Consider the following 14,424-nt stretch of genomic DNA (forward strand, 5'->3'; position numbering starts at 1 on the left):
CGTGGAAAACAGCCGCACGACTGCGGCTTTCAATTTGATGGCCCGTCGATCTGTCGGCGGACCATGGTCGTCAAAGGTTCGACGACACTGATTTACTTGGCGCTCAGAGCCAGTTTGGCAACTTGTGGTGCCGGCTGGTAGCCCGGAATTACCTGACCGTCAGCCAAAACGATGGCCGGTGTACCGTTCACGCCGATTGACTGGCCCAGTGCGAACTGCTTGGAAACCGGATTGGCACATTTGGCCGCCTTGATTTCCTTGCCATCGACCATCTTGTCCATGGCCGCCTTCTTGTCGGTCGAGCACCACACCGCCTGCAATTGCTCGTCACCCGGCGAGCCCAGGCCCTGGCGCGGGAACGCGACGTAGCGGACTTCCACGCCGAGCTTGTTCAGCGCAGGCACTTCGGCATGCAGCTTGTGGCAGTACGGGCAGGTGGTGTCGGTGAATACGGTGATGTGGGTCTTGGTCTCGCCAATGGCCGGGTAGACCACGGTTTCAGCCACCGGGATACCGTTGATCAGCTTGGACACACCCAGGCGCTCGGCTTTTTCGGTCAGGTTGACCGGCTTGCCGTCCTTGAGCTGGAACAGGTAGCCCTGGACGATGTACTGGCCATCGGCACTGGCATACAGCACACGGCTGCCCTTGAGCTTGACTTCATACAGGCCGGCCATGGGGCTGGCGCTGATGCTTTCGATCGGGGTGTCGAGTTGCAGGTTGGCCAGGCTTTTGCGGATGGTCTGCTCGGCGGCGTCATCGGCGAATGCGAAGGTGGAAACCAACGCAATGACTGCGGCGGCAATAATCTGGGTCAAGCGCATGGGAACTCCTGAAGGCAGATGCAGGGACGGGTGCGGAGCACCGCTTGAAGACACCGGGCTATAAACACAGGCGCCGTCCCCCTTACTAACCGGCAAAGCCTACCACAGTTGGGCCGCAGGGCAGCCCGTAGCCGGATAAATTGGCGGTTTTCAGCCACGCGGGTGATGTTTGGCATGCATGTCCTGCAAACGCGCACGCGCGACGTGGGTGTAGATCTGGGTTGTGGATAAGTCGCTGTGGCCCAGCAACATCTGCACGACCCGCAAATCCGCCCCATGGTTAAGCAAATGGGTGGCAAAGGCGTGGCGCAATGTATGGGGTGACAACGCCTTGCCAATCCCGGCCACTTTGGCCTGGTACTTGATGCGGTGCCAGAAGGTCTGGCGGGTCATCTGCTCGCCGCGCAGGCTGGGAAACAGTACATCACTGGGCCGCCCACCGAGCAGTTCGCTGCGGGCATCGCGCATATAGCGCTCGACCCACACGATCGCTTCCTCGCCCATCGGCACCAAGCGCTCCTTGCTCCCCTTGCCCATCACCCGCAATACCCCCTGGCGCAGATTGACCTGCTCCAGGGTCAGGCTGATCAGTTCAGTCACCCGCAGGCCGCAGGCATACAGCACTTCGAGCATGGCACGATCACGCTGGCCGATGGCCTCACTGAGGTCGGGCGCGGCGAGCAAGGCATCCACATCGGCTTCCGACAAGGATTTGGGAAGAGGCCTACCGAGTTGCGGCATGTCGACCTGCAGGGTCGGGTCGACAGCGATCAGCTTTTCCCGCAGCAAGTAGCGATAAAAACCACGCACACCAGAGAGAAATCGTGCAGTGGAACGCGGCTTGTAGTTTTGCTCCAGGCGCCAGGCCAGATGATCCAGGATCAACTCGCGACCGGCATTGATCAGTTCGAGATTTTTCTCCTGCAACCAGCCATTGAACAGGGCCAAATCGCTGCGGTAGGCCTGGCGGGTGTTGTCCGACAAGCCTTTCTCCAGCCATAAAGCGTCAAGGAAGCGGTCGATCAGCGGGTGGTCAATGGCAGGCATGGGCACTCAAGCGGCGCAGCACAGGGCTTTGCGCGAATTATTTAGTGAACTGTGACAAGGCCCACTAGTCTTTCATAGCCCGCTATTTCAAGGAACAGGGAGCTTCAATGAACGAACAACAGATCCTGCTGGCACTGGGCGGCATTGGCGTGGCCGCACTGGCCTGCCAATGGCTGGCATGGCGCCTGAAACTTCCAGCCATCCTGTTTCTGTTGTTGAGCGGCATCCTGGCGGGCCCCGTGCTGGGCTGGCTCAATCCCCAGGAAATGTTCGGCCCGCTGCTGATGCCCCTGGTATCCCTGGCCGTGGCGCTGATTCTGTTTGAAGGCAGCCTCACCCTGCACCTCTCGGAATGGAAGGAAATCGGCAGCGTCGTCCATCGCCTGGTCACGCTCGGTGCCCTGTCGACATGGGCGGTGATTACCGTTGCCACCCATTGGCTGCTGGGGTTCGACTGGCTGCTCGCCCTCTTGTTCGGCACCCTGACCCTGGTCACCGGGCCCACCGTGATTGTGCCCATGCTGCGGGTGGTGCGCCCCAAGGCGTCCATCGCCAATATCCTGCGCTGGGAGGGCATTGTCATTGACCCGATCGGCGCACTGCTGGCCGTGGTGGTCTACAGCTTCATCATCGCCCGCGCATCGGGCGACGGCCTCAGCCACAGCCTGCTGACCTTCGGCGGGGTCATCCTGTGCGGCAGCCTGTTCGGCATTGCCGGCGGCTGGGTGCTGGGGCAGATCATGCGTCGCCAATGGCTGCCCGAATACCTGCATAACCTGGCCACACTGGCGGGGGTGTTGGGGATATTCATCGCCTCCAACCGGGTGATGCATGAGTCCGGCCTGCTGGCGGTGACCCTCATGGGCATGTGGATGGCCAATATGAAAGGCGTGGATGTACGGCACATCCTGCACTTCAAGGAGAACCTCAGTGTGCTGCTGATCTCCGGGCTATTCATTCTGCTGGCAGCGCGCCTGGACCTGAATGCCTTGATCGCCTTGGGGCCGCTGGTGCTGATTCTATTGCTGGTCATTCAATTTATCGCACGCCCCTTGAACGTCGCGCTTTCAACCTGGGGTTCCGGGCTGAATTGGCGCGAGCGTGCGCTGCTGTCATGGATCGCCCCACGCGGGATCGTGGCCGCGGCGGTGTCAGCGATCTTCGCCATTCGCCTGGATGAAGCAGGCCATGCCGGCGCATTACTCCTGGTTCCACTGACGTTCGCCGTGATCATCGGCACCGTGGTCCTGCAAAGCGCCACGGCACGCCCGCTGGCCCGCCTGCTGAAAGTCGCCGAGCCTGCGCCCAGCGGTTTTCTGATCGTCGGTGCGAATGGCCCGGCGCGCATTCTGGGCAAGGCCCTGCAGCAACTGGGCAGCCGCGTGTTGCTGACCGACTCGAGCTGGGAAAACATCCGCGCCAGCCGCATGGAAGGACTGCCCACTTACTTCGGCAACCCTGCCTCACAACACGCCGAATCGCATCTGGATCTGGTTGGGCTGGGGCACCTGTTGGCACTCTCCCCCTCCGGCGAGCTGAATACCCTGGCCGCCATGCGTTTCCGCCACGACTTCGGCCATCGCCTGTTCGCCCTGGCCAGCAGCCAGGAAAGCCGCCGCACCGATAAACACAAGGCCAGCCACGAGCACCGCGGCCACCTGCTGGGCAGCCAACCCTTGAGCTATACCAAACTCGCCAGCCTGTTGGGCCAGGGCGCCGAGCTATACAGCACGCATCTCACGGAGGGGTTTGGGCTGGAGCAGTACCAGGCACTGCATGGTGATCGCGCGACACTGCTGTTTGCCCGCGATACCAGCGGCTGGGTGCACGTCATCACCCCGGACAGCAGCTTGAAGCCCACCGCCGGCTGGACCTTGCTGGCAGTGATCCAACCTGAACCCAGCGCAGCCGGATAAATCAGTCAACAAACCCAGGCAACACCGGCACCGGGCGTTTGTCGGCATCGATCGCCACAAAGCTGAATACGCCCTGGATCGCCTTCTCGCGGCCATCGGCACTCATGCTCTCGACGAAAACTTCCACTTCGACCTTGAGACTGGTATTGCCCACTTTGATCACGCGGCCGATCAACTCGACGATGGAACCGGCCGGTATCGCATGGTTGAAGTCAATCCGATCAGTGGAAACCGTCACCAATGGCAGGCGGCAAAAACGCGTGGCGGTGATGAACGACACTTCGTCCATCCAGGCCAAGGCAGTGCCGCCGAACAAGGTGTTGTGGTGATTGGTGGTCGGCGGAAACACCGCCTTGGTGACGTGAGTGACGGACAGGTCGGTGCGGCGTTGGATTTCTTCGAGGCGGGTGGTCATGGACAATACCGGCAAATAGACAAATTTCAGGCACAAAAAAGCAGCCCGTAGGCTGCTTTTTTCTGCATCGGGAAGCTGGACTTAAGCCAGTTTTTCCTTGATGCGAGCTGCTTTACCGGACAGGTCACGCAGGTAGTACAGCTTGGCTTTACGTACGTCACCGCGACGCTTGACGGCCATGCTGTCGATTTGCGGGCTGTAGGTCTGGAAAGTACGCTCTACGCCAACACCGTTGGAGATTTTACGAACAGTGAAAGCACTGTTCACACCACGGTTACGCTTGGCGATTACCACGCCTTCGAACGCTTGCAGACGCGAACGGTCGCCTTCCTTCACTTTCACCTGAACGACAATGGTGTCGCCCGGGGCAAAGGTAGGGATCTCTTTGGTCATCTGCTCTGCTTCGAGTGCAAGGATGATTTTGTTAGTCATGCTGTGCTCCTAAGGTAAGTCAATGGACCTACCATCGATACGTTGTTAACTATCGTCCCGCGCGAGGATGTATTCCTCGAGCAGCTTCTTCTCTTCTCCAGAAAGCGAGCGGCTTTCCAGAAGATCGGCGCGTCGTTCATAGGTCCGACCAAGGGACTGCTGTAAACGCCAACGCCGGATGTGTGCGTGATTGCCACTTAGCAATACGTCGGGAACACGCTGATCCGCATACACCTCCGGTCGGGTGTAGTGCGGGCAATCCAGCAAACCATCCGTGAAGGAATCTTCCTCCGCAGAGTCCACATGCCCTAAAGCTCCAGGCAGCAGTCGTGTAACCGCATCTATCAGGACCATCGCCGGCAGCTCGCCGCCAGACAGGACATAGTCCCCAATCGACCACTCTTCATCGACATGAGCTTCAATAAACCGCTCGTCAATGCCTTCATAGCGACCGGCAATCAGGATCAATGCTTCCTCATTCGCCAGTTCGCGTACCGCAGCCTGTTTCAGCTGACGGCCTTGAGGGGACAGGTAAATTACCTTCGCCTTCTCCCCGGCTGCAGCCTTGGCCTGAACCAACGCGTCTTCCAGGGGCTTGATCTTCATCACCATGCCCGGGCCACCGCCAAATGGGCGATCGTCCACAGTGTGATGTCGATCCGTCGTGTAGTCTCGCGGGTTCCAACAGGTAAGCTGCAACAGCCCCTGTTTCACCGCCCGACTGGTGATGCCGTACTCGCTGATGGCAGAAAACATCTCGGGAAACAAACTGATCACTTCAATGCGCAAATTAGCCACGCTTAGAAGTCCGCGTCCCATTCCACCTTCATCTCGCCTGCGACCAGGTCGACGGCCAACACGCATTGCTCCGTATAGGGCAACAGACGTTCGCGATCATCCAGGCTGCCAGCGCAAGGCTTGACCACCATTACATCATTGGCGCCGGTTTCCAGAAGATGATCGATTTTCCCGAGCAGTTGCCCGAGTTGATCAATAACCTTCAGACCTTCCAGCTGGTACCAGTAGTACTCGCCGTCGGTCAATTCAGGGAACAGGTTGCGCGGCACGCAGATCTCATAACCGGCCAGAAGACGAGCTTCTTCACGATCATCAAGACCCTTGAGCTTTGCGACCAGGAACTTATCGCTCCCGCGTCCACTGACCAGCTCGACCTGTTTCACACTCCCTTCGCGCTTGAGCGTCCAGGTTTTGTACTGCAACAGGTTTTCAGTCGGATCAGTAAAGGAATACACCTTCACTTCGCCGCGAACGCCATGAACAGAATAAATCTTGCCGATAACGATCAAATCATCAGCAACAGCTGGCGTCGCGCTCATATTGCTCAGGCCGCGGCCTTAGCCGAGTCCTTCAACAGCTGAGCAACACGCTCAGATGGTTGTGCACCAACGCTCAGCCAGTAGGCTACGCGCTCTTGGTTCACGGACAGACGAACTTCTTGACCACGAGCGATCGGGTTGAAGAAGCCAACTTGTTCCTTGTGAGAGCCGTCACGTGGGTTGCGGCTGTCAGTTACGGTCAAGTGGTAAAACGGGCGCTTTTTGGAGCCGCCAAGGGCAAGACGGATTGTTAGCATGTGAACATCGTTCCTGTAGTCGGTGCTGCAAATCTAAATGCACAGCGGGCATAGGTGCCCGAAAGGCCGCATATTCTAAGGAATATCCGGACTTTTGCAAATGTCTTTTTCTGGCGCCTATCGGCGTGCCATTCAGATCTGCTATAGGGCCGTCGGTTAAAACGGCGAGTCAGCCCCCGCCAACGGCGGGTTTGCTGGAGATCCCACATCCTTGTGGGGCGGAGCAGGAGCACGCTCCCGCTCGAAACTTTTACATTTTTGGCATGCCGCCGCCGGGCAACATACCGCCCATGCCGCGCATCATCTTGGCCATGCCGCCTTTGGCGGAGAACTTCTTCATCATCTTCTGCATCTGCTTGTGCTGCTTGATCAAGCGACCGATGTCCTGCACCTGGGTGCCGGAACCCATGGCGATCCGGCGCTTGCGCGAACCGCTGATCAGCTCAGGGTCGCGGCGCTCGGCCGGGGTCATCGAGTTGATGATGGCTTCCATCTGCTTGAACTGCTTCTCTGCCGCACCCTGGGCATTGCCCATCTGCGCCAGGTTCACACCGCCGATGTTCGGCAGCTTGTCCATCAGGCCGCCAAGGCCGCCCATGTTCTTCATCTGTTGCAGCTGGTCGCGGAAGTCTTCGAGATCGAAGCCCTTGCCCTTCTTCAGCTTCTTGGCCAGCTTGTCGGCCTTGTCCTTGTCGAGGGTGGCTTCGGCCTGTTCGATCAGGCTGAGTACGTCGCCCATGCCGAGGATGCGCGAAGCAATACGCTCAGGGTGGAACGGCTCGAGCGCTTCGCTCTTTTCGCCCATACCGATGAACTTGATCGGCTTGCCGGTAATGGCACGCACCGACAACGCGGCACCGCCACGGGCATCACCATCGACCTTGGTCAGGATCACACCGGTCAGCGGCAGCGCGTCACCGAAGGCCTTGGCCGTGTTGGCCGCATCCTGGCCGGTCATGGCGTCGACCACGAACAGGGTCTCGACCGGGTTGATCGCGGCATGCAGCGCCTTGATCTCGCCCATCATCTCTTCGTCGACGTGCAGGCGACCGGCGGTATCGACGATGACCACGTCGATGAATTTGAGTTTTGCTTCTTTAATAGCAGCGTTAGCAATGTCGACCGGCTTCTGGCTCAGGTCGGACGGGAAGAAGGTCACGCCCACTTCGCCCGCCAGCATTTCCAACTGCTTGATTGCCGCCGGACGGTATACATCGGCCGACACCACCATGACCGACTTCTTCTTGCGCTCTTTAAGGAAGCGCGCCAGCTTGCCGGCGGTGGTGGTCTTGCCCGCACCTTGCAGACCGGCCATCAGCACAACGGCCGGAGGCACGGCGCTGAGGTTCAGATCTTCGTTGGCCGCGCCCATCAGGCTTTCGAGTTCAGCCTGGACGATCTTCACAAAAGCCTGGCCCGGCGTCAGGCTGCGCGACACTTCGGTGCCGACCGCGCGCTCCTTGACCGAGTTGACGAAGTCCTTGACCACAGGCAAGGCCACGTCGGCTTCCAGCAACGCCATGCGTACTTCACGCAAGGTGTCTTTAATATTGTCCTCGGTCAGCTTGGCCTTGCCGGTAACGTGGCGCAGCGTCTGCGAGAGACGGTCAGTCAAGTTTTCAAACATGCGCGATCCTTTCAGGCCCTATTCATCGAAGTGCGTTGGTAGACCGAGGTAATGGCAGCCCAGGCTGTGATAAATCGCTATTAAAAACAGCGCTCGGCGAGCCTGCGGCGTGGGCAGATCGCGGATTATAGCGAAGACTGCGCCCATGCACACCCGCTGTCTGGCCCGGGAGTCTTTCGTGGAACGCGGGGGTATGCCAAACTCAACGCCTTTCGGGCTTGTCTATCAGGATTTATGCTCCCTTTGTCACCCAGCTTGCTACCCAGCCTCGCCGCCGCCATCTTGTACGCCGCTGCGACCCTCTATCAGGGCACTCGTCTGGCCCAAGGCACTAAAGCGGACAAACGTCTGCTCGTCGGCCTTGGCGTCCTGGCCCTGCTGGCCCATGCCACGAGCCTGTTCATCCACCTGATGACACCGGTCGGCCTGGGCCTGGACTTTTTCAGCGCCGCCAGCCTGATCGCCGCCGCCGTCATCGCGCTGACCCTGCTGGCGTGCTACCGCATTCCCGTCGAGAACCTGCTGGTCCTGCTCTTCCCGCTGGGAACATTGACGGTACTGCTGGCGCACTTCACGCCGACCGGCACCGTGCAGGTCATTGATGAAGGGCCCGGCATCCTGACTCACATCCTGCTGTCGGTCCTGGCCTACGGCATGTTCACCATTGCGGTGTTCCAGGCTCTGCTCCTGCTGTTGCAGGACCACCAGCTGAAAAACAAACATCCGTCCGGGCTGATCAAGAACTTCCCACCGCTGCAAACCATGGAAAGCCTGTTGTTCGGCTTCCTGTGGGCCGGCTGGACGCTGCTGTCGCTGTCACTGATCTCGGGCTGGCTGTTCGTCGAAAACCTGTTCGCCCAGCACCTGGTGCACAAAACCCTGCTGGCGTGCCTGGCCTGGGTGGTGTTCAGCGTGCTGCTGTGGGGGCGCAACCGCCTTGGTTGGCGCGGGCACAAGGCGATCCGCTGGACCCTGGCCGGTTTCTGCCTGCTGATGCTGGCCTATTTCGGCAGCAAGCTGGTTCGCGAATACATCCTGCATATCTGACGGGCAGCAAAAATGGACAACTTGCCCCTGGGGCCGATGCTCGCGGTGATCGCCCTGCTGATTTTATGGGCGGCGCTGTTTACCGCCATCGAAGCCGCACAACAGCACCTGCTGGCCCTGCGCCCCGGTACACGCCAGGGCGACAAGGCCGCCGCCCGCCTGAGCTTCCCGCGTAACAGCCTGATCCTGTGCAACAGCCTGTGCCGCGCTGGCGTGGTGATTCTCTGCACCTTGCTGGCCATCTACGCCTGGGCGCAGAACGGCCCCTGGCTCGGCTGGCTGATTGCCTGCGCGCTGTTGCTGATACTCGCCGACTACCTGCCCCGCGCCCTGGCCACCCGCCACCCGCAGGCGGTATTGGGGTTTGGCAATGCGCTGCTGGGCATCCCCCTGAAAATCCTCTACCCCCTGGCCTGGCTGCTCAATGGCATCAGCCTGTTGCTGCTGCGCCCGTTCGCGCGTAAATCCGGCGTGGTAAAAAACAGCGACCAGCCGTTGCCCGAGCATGACGATGAGCCGCAACCAGACTCGGACGAAGGCCGAACGCCTGGCTTGCCGGGTATCCACGCGCTGGACAACATCACGGTCAACGACATCCTGGTGCCTCGCAGCGAGGTGGACGGGATCAACCTGGACGACTCGACCGAAGAGATCATCGAACAACTGCGCACCTCCCAGCACACCCGCCTGCCGGTGTTCCACAGCGACATCAACCAGGTCGAAGCCGTGCTCAACACGCGGCAGATCCAGCACTTGTTGCCCGATGCCAGCCTGACCAAGGAAGCGTTGCTCGCCGCCTGCCATGAGCCTTACTTCGTACCGGAAAGCACGCCCCTGCAGCTGCAACTGCTGAACTTCCACAAACAGCAACGCCGCCTGGGCATGGTGGTGGACGAATACGGCGAAGTGCTGGGCATCGTCACCCTGGAAGATATCCTCGAAGAAATCGTCGGCGAATTCGAAAGCGAGCAAAGTTCAGACAACCCGCATATCGAAGCCCAGACCGACGGCCGCTATATCATCGACGGCGCTGCCTCGATCCGCGAACTGAACAAGAGCCTGGGCTGGCACCTGCCCAGCGACGGCCCCAAGACCCTCAACGGTCTGGTGACCGAAGCGCTGGAGACCATTCCCGACTGCGCGGTGTGCCTGAAAATCGGCCGTTATCGCCTGGAAATCCTCGAGACCGAGGACAACCGCGTCAGCAAAGTGCTGATCTGGCACACCAGCCGGGTGCCGGTCGCCGCCTGACCCTCTTGTTGGAACTGCACCCCCCTTCCTATAATCGGGCGGCTTATCCAAGCCCCGCCCGACCGCGTGCTACCCGCACGAAGCGCGTCCAGGCACCGCACCATCCTGTCTGACCGGTGTTTGCTCCCATCCCGAGCCACTCCGCGCACTGCCCTGAACCCTGGGTGTTCGACCAATAAAAATCCGCGTCCAAACGCGCAATGACTGTCAGGGATACTGCCATGAGCACCACCTACAACGAGGCCGCGAGCGCCGCCCCGAGCAACTCGACCGCACGGGTCGCCACGGCGAGCATCGTCGGCACTGCCATCGAATTCTACGATTTCTACATCTATGCCACCGCTGCGGCGCTGGTGATCGGCCCGGTGTTCTTCCCACAGACCTCCGGCACCGCACAGATGCTGGCGTCGTTCCTGACCTTCGGTATCGCTTTTATCGCCCGCCCGCTGGGTTCGGCGCTGTTTGGCCACTTTGGCGACCGCATCGGCCGCAAATCCACGCTGGTCGCGTCCTTGTTGCTGATGGGGGTGTGTACCACGCTGATTGGCTTGCTGCCCGGCTATGACAGCATCGGAGCGTGGGCGCCGATCCTGTTGTGCGTGCTGCGTTTCGGCCAGGGCCTTGGCCTTGGCGGGGAATGGGGTGGCGCAGCGTTGCTGGCCACCGAGAACGCGCCGAAAGGCAAACGCGCCTGGTTCGGCATGTTTCCGCAACTGGGGCCTTCGATTGGGTTCCTGGCCGCCAACGGCTTATTCCTGATTTTGGCCATGAGCCTGAGCGACGAGCAATTTCGCAGTTGGGGCTGGCGCATCCCGTTCATCCTCAGCGCCGCGTTGGTGATGGTCGGCCTGTATGCACGCTTGAAGCTGCACGAAACCCCGGTGTTCGCCAACGCCGTGGCCAAAGAGGCCCCGGTGAAAGTGCCGTTGGTGGAGTTGTTCAGCCAGCATTGGGCGCCAGTGCTGCTGGGGGCCGCGTCGATGGTGGTGTGTTATGCCCTGTTCTATATCACCACCGCCTTTTCCCTGAGCTATGGCGTGTCGACACTGGGATACAGCCGCGAAACATTCCTCGCCCTGTTGTGCTTTGCCGTGCTGTTCATGGGCTTGGCGACGCCACTGGCGGCCCTGGCCAGTGACCGCTATGGGCGCAAGCCGGTACTGATTGCCGGGGCGATCCTGGCGATTTTGTCGGGTTTCACCATGGAGCCGCTGCTGACCCATGGCTCAACCTGGGCCGTGGCGCTGTTCCTGGCGCTGGAGCTGTTCCTGATGGGCGTGACCTTCGCCCCCATGGGCGCACTGTTGCCGGAATTGTTCCCGACCCGCGTGCGTTATACCGGCGCTTCGGCGGCGTATAACCTGGGTGGGATTGTCGGCGCGTCGGCCGCCCCCTTCTTCGCGACCAAGCTGGTCGCGATGGGCGGGCTGAGTTATGTCGGCGGGTATGTCTCGGCGGCGGCGCTGCTCAGCTTGATTGCGGTGCTGTGCCTGAAAGAGACGCGGGATAACGACTTGAACAAGGTCGCCTGATGATCGTTCCTACGCTCCGCGTGGGAATGCAGACCGGGACGCTCTGCGTCCCAAAGCGTGACGCAGAGCGTCACAAGAGGCATTCCCACGCAGAGCGTGGGAACGATCTGTACGTGATTACAGCTCTACAACGACAGCCTGGGAAGCACGGGTCGCCTTGGCCCGTGCCGCCTCAATCGACTCATCCCGAGCCAACGCCACACCCATGCGGCGCTGACCATTCACTTCTGGCTTGCCGAACAGTCGCAACGCCGTGTCCGGCTCGCTCAGTGCGGCGCCCAGGTTGGCGAATGCGGTCTGGGTCGACTGCCCTTCCACCAGGATGACCGCCGAAGCCGAAGGCCCGAACTGACGGATCAACGGGATCGGCAGGCCCAGAATGGCGCGCGCGTGCAGCGCGAACTGCGACAGGTCCTGGGAGATCAGGGTCACCAGGCCAGTGTCATGGGGACGTGGCGACACTTCGCTGAACCATACCTGATCACCCTTGATGAACAACTCCACGCCAAACAGGCCACGCCCACCCAGCGCCTCGGTGACCGCCTTGGCGACACGCTCGGACTCCGCCAGGGCAATCGGGCTCATGGCTTGCGGCTGCCAGGATTCCTGGTAATCGCCCTTCTCCTGGCGATGGCCAACCGGCGCGCAGAAGGTCGTGCCGCCGATGTGGCGCACGGTCAGCAAGGTGATTTCGTAGTCGAAGTCGATAAAACCCTCGATGATCACGCGGCCTTTGCCGGCGCGCCCGCCCTCTTGCGCGTAATCCCAGGCTTTCTGCACGTCGTCAGTGCTGCGCAGCAGGCTCTGGCCCTTGCCCGACGAACTCATTACCGGCTTGACCACGCAGGGGAAGCCCAGGTCCTGGACGGCCTTGCTGTAGTCTTCGAAGGTATCGGCGAAGTGGTACGGCGAGGTCGGCAGGTCCAGCTCTTCGGCGGCCAGGCGACGGATGCCTTCGCGGTTCATGGTCAGCGAGGTGGCACGCGCGGTAGGGATCACGGTGAAGCCTTCGGCCTCCAGTTCCACCAGGGTGGCGGTGGCGATGGCTTCGATTTCCGGCACGATGAAGTGCGGTTTCTCGGCCTCGATCACTGCGCGCAGGGCCGCGCCGTCGAGCATGTTGATCACATGGCTGCGATGGGCGACCTGCATGGCCGGCGCGTTGGCGTAGCGATCCACGGCAATCACTTCAACGCCCAGGCGTTGCAGCTCGATCACCACTTCCTTGCCCAGCTCACCGCAGCCACACAGCAAAACGCGGGTCGCGGTTGGCGACAATGGAGTTCCGATTCGGGTCATCTCAGGTCCTCAGGGGAGCGGATCATGGGGGAGAAAGGCCGGCATTTTACATGAACTGTAAAAATTGGCCTCAGTTGGCGACGGCACGCTTGCGCAGGCGCCACGCCATGACCAGCCACACCACCGTGACCCCGGCAAATTTCGACACCAATGCCGTCCCCACCACCGCCGGTGTGAGCGCACCAATCAGGCCGAAGAAAATAAAGGTATCGAGCGGAATGCTCAGCGCCGAACTTATCCACAGACGATCGTGGAGGGGGCGCTTGGTGATGGTGAACACCAGCCAGTCAATACACTCGGACACCGCGAACGCCGTGGCACTGGCCAGGGCAATCGCCGGGTCGGACGTCACATATGACAGCACCAGCGCCGCCAGCATGGCGACGATCGCGCCATGACCAAAGCGCGTCTGCACCATGTCGCGCAGGATAAACACCAGGCCACCCCAGGCGGACCAGATGACATCCAGGTGCGGGGCGGTGGAAAAGGCGAAATTGATCAGCACGACGCTGCTGATGTAGGCGATCAGGAAAAGCATGGGAAGGGACCTGTGGGTAATGCCACACAGGGTACACAAATAAAGACATATCGTCTGGGAGTGCCTCTTCGCGAGCAAGCCCGCTCCCACAGTTGACTGTGTTCATCCTGTAGGAACGCGGTCAAAATGTGGGAGCGGGCTTGCTCGCGAAAGCGATCTATCAGGCACCGGATTTGCCGGGCATCATCCACACCAACCCACTCGCTTTCGCCCGTTCATGGCACAGCCCGAGTACCACCCGCCGCTCGGCATTGTCCATGCGGCTCCAGCGGGTGATTTCATCCACGGTGCGCTGGCAGCCGGTGCAAATATCATCATCATCCAGTGCACAAATGCTCACGCACGGTGAGGCGACGGGGCGTTCAACGGGGTTCATTCTGCCTGCTCGACCAGGTCACGCGCATAGCGTTGCGCGTTATGCACATAGTGCGCGGCACTGGCTTCGAGCATGCGTTTCTGCGCTTCGGTCAGCTCACGCACCACCTTGCCCGGCGACCCCATCACCAGCGAGCCGTCAGGAATTTCCTTGCCTTCACCGATCAGCGAGTTGGCCCCGATGATGCAATGCTTGCCGATTTTGGCGCCATTGAGGATCACCGCGTTGATGCCGATCAAGCTGTAGTCGTCGACGGTGCAGCCATGCAGCATGGCGTTGTGGCCGATGGTCACGCCGGTGCCCAGGGTCAGCGGGTAGCCCATGTCGGTGTGCATTACGCTGCCGTCCTGCACATTGCTGTTCTTGCCGATCAGGATCAGTTCGTTGTCGCCACGCAATACCGCGTTGAACCACACGTTCGCGCCCTCCTCCAGCTTGACCTTGCCCACCAGCGTGGCATTGGGCGCCACCCAGCTGTGGGGATGGGTCTCGACGCGGGCTTCGCCCAGGCGATATTTCATGGTGT

16 protein-coding genes are annotated in these 14,424 nt (G+C 60.6%); 4 read left to right on the plus strand and 12 right to left on the minus strand.

What is annotated here, in order from left to right:
• Positions 1–92: 92 nt before the first annotated feature.
• The gene (locus tag C9383_RS21110; RefSeq protein ID WP_090368772.1) at positions 93–824 is read right to left on the minus strand and encodes a thioredoxin fold domain-containing protein; all 732 of its coding nucleotides are present in this window, start codon (positions 822–824) and stop codon (positions 93–95) included.
• Between the two features lie 150 nt (positions 825–974).
• Positions 975–1,871 carry a site-specific tyrosine recombinase XerD gene (xerD, locus tag C9383_RS21115; RefSeq protein ID WP_090368769.1) on the minus strand — a complete coding sequence of 299 codons (897 nt, stop codon included), beginning with the start codon at positions 1,869–1,871 and terminating at the stop codon, positions 975–977.
• 107 nt (positions 1,872–1,978) lie between these two features.
• Here xerD and C9383_RS21120 point away from each other — a divergent pair, with 107 nt between their 5' ends.
• Positions 1,979–3,787 carry a cation:proton antiporter gene (locus C9383_RS21120; RefSeq protein WP_090368767.1) on the plus strand — a complete coding sequence of 603 codons (1,809 nt, stop codon included), beginning with the start codon at positions 1,979–1,981 and terminating at the stop codon, positions 3,785–3,787.
• A gap of 1 nt (position 3,788) precedes the next feature.
• On the opposite strand, the gene C9383_RS21125 is transcribed toward C9383_RS21120, so the two are convergent.
• The 6 genes from C9383_RS21125 to ffh form a co-directional block, all read right to left on the minus strand.
• Positions 3,789–4,202 (minus strand): acyl-CoA thioesterase, encoded by a 414-nt coding sequence (locus tag C9383_RS21125; protein ID WP_003193963.1) that lies wholly within the window; start codon positions 4,200–4,202, stop codon positions 3,789–3,791.
• Positions 4,203–4,283: 81 nt separating this feature from the next.
• Positions 4,284–4,634, minus strand: coding sequence for a 50S ribosomal protein L19 (gene rplS, locus C9383_RS21130; protein ID WP_003175895.1), 351 nt, complete (start codon positions 4,632–4,634; stop codon positions 4,284–4,286).
• Between the two features lie 45 nt (positions 4,635–4,679).
• Positions 4,680–5,453 carry a tRNA (guanosine(37)-N1)-methyltransferase TrmD gene (gene trmD / locus C9383_RS21135; RefSeq protein WP_174554031.1) on the minus strand — a complete coding sequence of 258 codons (774 nt, stop codon included), beginning with the start codon at positions 5,451–5,453 and terminating at the stop codon, positions 4,680–4,682.
• Positions 5,435–5,971: a ribosome maturation factor RimM gene (rimM, locus tag C9383_RS21140; RefSeq protein WP_060754274.1), complete on the minus strand. Its 537-nt coding sequence runs from the start codon at positions 5,969–5,971 to the stop codon at positions 5,435–5,437. The genes trmD and rimM overlap by 19 nt, the downstream gene beginning before the upstream one ends.
• Positions 5,972–5,976: 5 nt before the next feature.
• Positions 5,977–6,228, minus strand: a complete 252-nt coding sequence (gene rpsP, locus C9383_RS21145) for a 30S ribosomal protein S16 (RefSeq protein WP_025854836.1) — start codon at positions 6,226–6,228, stop codon at positions 5,977–5,979.
• Positions 6,229–6,478: 250 nt separating this feature from the next.
• On the minus strand, positions 6,479–7,855 hold the full coding sequence (ffh, locus tag C9383_RS21150; RefSeq protein ID WP_060754275.1) for a signal recognition particle protein: 1,377 nt from the start codon (positions 7,853–7,855) through the stop codon (positions 6,479–6,481).
• Positions 7,856–8,089: 234 nt separating this feature from the next.
• Here ffh and C9383_RS21155 point away from each other — a divergent pair, with 234 nt between their 5' ends.
• From C9383_RS21155 to C9383_RS21165, 3 genes are all read left to right on the plus strand, one after another.
• A complete protein-coding gene (locus C9383_RS21155; protein ID WP_060754276.1) occupies positions 8,090–8,902 on the plus strand; it encodes a cytochrome C assembly family protein in 813 nt (270 codons plus the stop codon).
• 12 nt (positions 8,903–8,914) lie between these two features.
• A complete protein-coding gene (locus C9383_RS21160; RefSeq protein WP_090368765.1) occupies positions 8,915–10,153 on the plus strand; it encodes a transporter associated domain-containing protein in 1,239 nt (412 codons plus the stop codon).
• Between the two features lie 221 nt (positions 10,154–10,374).
• A complete protein-coding gene (locus C9383_RS21165; protein WP_060754278.1) occupies positions 10,375–11,685 on the plus strand; it encodes an MFS transporter in 1,311 nt (436 codons plus the stop codon).
• Between the two features lie 117 nt (positions 11,686–11,802).
• Here the strand turns inward: C9383_RS21165 and purT are convergent, their stop codons facing one another.
• From purT to C9383_RS21185, 4 genes are all read right to left on the minus strand, one after another.
• Positions 11,803–12,984, minus strand: coding sequence for a formate-dependent phosphoribosylglycinamide formyltransferase (gene purT / locus C9383_RS21170; protein ID WP_019817237.1), 1,182 nt, complete (start codon positions 12,982–12,984; stop codon positions 11,803–11,805).
• Between the two features lie 70 nt (positions 12,985–13,054).
• The gene (locus C9383_RS21175) at positions 13,055–13,522 is read right to left on the minus strand and encodes a VUT family protein (protein WP_090368762.1); all 468 of its coding nucleotides are present in this window, start codon (positions 13,520–13,522) and stop codon (positions 13,055–13,057) included.
• A 160-nt stretch (positions 13,523–13,682) separates the two neighbouring features.
• Positions 13,683–13,898, minus strand: a complete 216-nt coding sequence (locus C9383_RS21180) for a DUF1289 domain-containing protein (protein ID WP_090368760.1) — start codon at positions 13,896–13,898, stop codon at positions 13,683–13,685.
• Positions 13,895–14,419, minus strand: a complete 525-nt coding sequence (locus C9383_RS21185; RefSeq protein ID WP_060754281.1) for a gamma carbonic anhydrase family protein — start codon at positions 14,417–14,419, stop codon at positions 13,895–13,897. Before C9383_RS21185 ends, C9383_RS21180 begins: the two co-directional genes overlap by 4 nt.
• Positions 14,420–14,424: the final 5 nt, after the last annotated feature.

Origin of the sequence: Pseudomonas palleroniana (assembly GCF_003031675.1) — a bacterium.
Taxonomy (GTDB): Bacteria; Pseudomonadota; Gammaproteobacteria; order Pseudomonadales; family Pseudomonadaceae; genus Aquipseudomonas; species Aquipseudomonas palleroniana.

Bases quoted from the DNA above. Each gene is read 5' to 3' on its own strand.
- C9383_RS21110 (WP_090368772.1), bottom strand. From the start codon at position 824: ATGCGCTTGACCCAGATTATTGCCGCCGCAGTCATTGCGTTGGTTTCC.
- xerD (WP_090368769.1), bottom strand. From the start codon at position 1,871: ATGCCTGCCATTGACCACCCGCTGATCGACCGCTTCCTTGACGCTTTA.
- C9383_RS21120 (WP_090368767.1), top strand. From the start codon at position 1,979: ATGAACGAACAACAGATCCTGCTGGCACTGGGCGGCATTGGCGTGGCC.
- C9383_RS21125 (WP_003193963.1), bottom strand. From the start codon at position 4,202: ATGACCACCCGCCTCGAAGAAATCCAACGCCGCACCGACCTGTCCGTC.
- rplS (WP_003175895.1), bottom strand. From the start codon at position 4,634: ATGACTAACAAAATCATCCTTGCACTCGAAGCAGAGCAGATGACCAAA.
- trmD (WP_174554031.1), bottom strand. From the start codon at position 5,453: ATGGGACGCGGACTTCTAAGCGTGGCTAATTTGCGCATTGAAGTGATC.
- rimM (WP_060754274.1), bottom strand. From the start codon at position 5,971: ATGAGCGCGACGCCAGCTGTTGCTGATGATTTGATCGTTATCGGCAAG.
- rpsP (WP_025854836.1), bottom strand. From the start codon at position 6,228: ATGCTAACAATCCGTCTTGCCCTTGGCGGCTCCAAAAAGCGCCCGTTT.
- ffh (WP_060754275.1), bottom strand. From the start codon at position 7,855: ATGTTTGAAAACTTGACTGACCGTCTCTCGCAGACGCTGCGCCACGTT.
- C9383_RS21155 (WP_060754276.1), top strand. From the start codon at position 8,090: ATGCTCCCTTTGTCACCCAGCTTGCTACCCAGCCTCGCCGCCGCCATC.
- C9383_RS21160 (WP_090368765.1), top strand. From the start codon at position 8,915: ATGGACAACTTGCCCCTGGGGCCGATGCTCGCGGTGATCGCCCTGCTG.
- C9383_RS21165 (WP_060754278.1), top strand. From the start codon at position 10,375: ATGAGCACCACCTACAACGAGGCCGCGAGCGCCGCCCCGAGCAACTCG.
- purT (WP_019817237.1), bottom strand. From the start codon at position 12,984: ATGACCCGAATCGGAACTCCATTGTCGCCAACCGCGACCCGCGTTTTG.
- C9383_RS21175 (WP_090368762.1), bottom strand. From the start codon at position 13,522: ATGCTTTTCCTGATCGCCTACATCAGCAGCGTCGTGCTGATCAATTTC.
- C9383_RS21180 (WP_090368760.1), bottom strand. From the start codon at position 13,898: ATGAACCCCGTTGAACGCCCCGTCGCCTCACCGTGCGTGAGCATTTGT.
- C9383_RS21185 (WP_060754281.1), bottom strand. From the start codon at position 14,419: ATGAAATATCGCCTGGGCGAAGCCCGCGTCGAGACCCATCCCCACAGC.